General features: G+C 35.6%; 1 pseudogene. It reads right to left on the bottom strand.

Annotated features, from left to right (window positions below):
* A pseudogene (locus tag AB4517_RS20605) lies at positions 1 to 560 on the bottom strand (hypothetical protein); the annotation flags it as partial.
* Between the last annotated feature and the right edge of the window lie 167 nt (positions 561 to 727).

Below are 727 nucleotides of genomic sequence, written 5' to 3'. Positions count from 1 at the left end.
TTCAGAGATGAAAGCATTGCGATACGCACAGAAGCATCGTGTTCAGTTTGATAAACACTGCGATTGTCTAACCACCAAAGTAATTTATCTTCGTGAGAAAGCGCATCAAGTTCGATTTGAGATTTACGGTTTAGATCTTTTATTTCGCGAATCAACTGTTGAGTCACGAGTGACTTTTTCACTCTTACTTCGACAAACGCACCAAGATCATTCTCTTCCATTTGTACATATTCGATACCATTTAAGGTCAAGGATTCAGTCTTAGTATTAACTTTGTTGTCAACTAGACTATTTGAAAAACCCTTACCATTAGTTTCTCGAACGGTGTCTCTCATGTAAAAAGACGACTCGACTTGAGTCCATAACTTTTCGTTGATGTTGTTTACAGCAATTTTTTTCGCATGAGATAGAGTTCGCGCTTGAGAAGCTGCATAAATGTACTCGTCACTGTCTACTTTAGGCTTTAGATACCATTCAGGTTTTGTAGATTGACAGCCAGAAAGAACAAGCAACGCGAATAGCGCTATGAAAAAGCGAACTATTTTTTTATTTGAAGACATTTGGAACCAACATCGAAAAAGTTTGTCGCAATCTTATATCCTCAAAATTAAACATTCAAACGACCAGATTTATAGTTCGATTCATTTCTGAGTTAAATATATAAATTTCTATTGATCTCACGCATCAAATTTATACAAAACCTCCGTCAATTAACAAAAAAGACAAT

Origin of the sequence: Vibrio sp. 10N.222.52.C3, assembly GCF_041474195.1 — a bacterium.
Classification (GTDB): Bacteria; Pseudomonadota; Gammaproteobacteria; order Enterobacterales; family Vibrionaceae; genus Vibrio; species Vibrio crassostreae_C.
The sequence above is the reverse complement of the archived record's forward strand: the minus strand, read 5'-3'. Positions and strand labels throughout refer to the sequence as shown.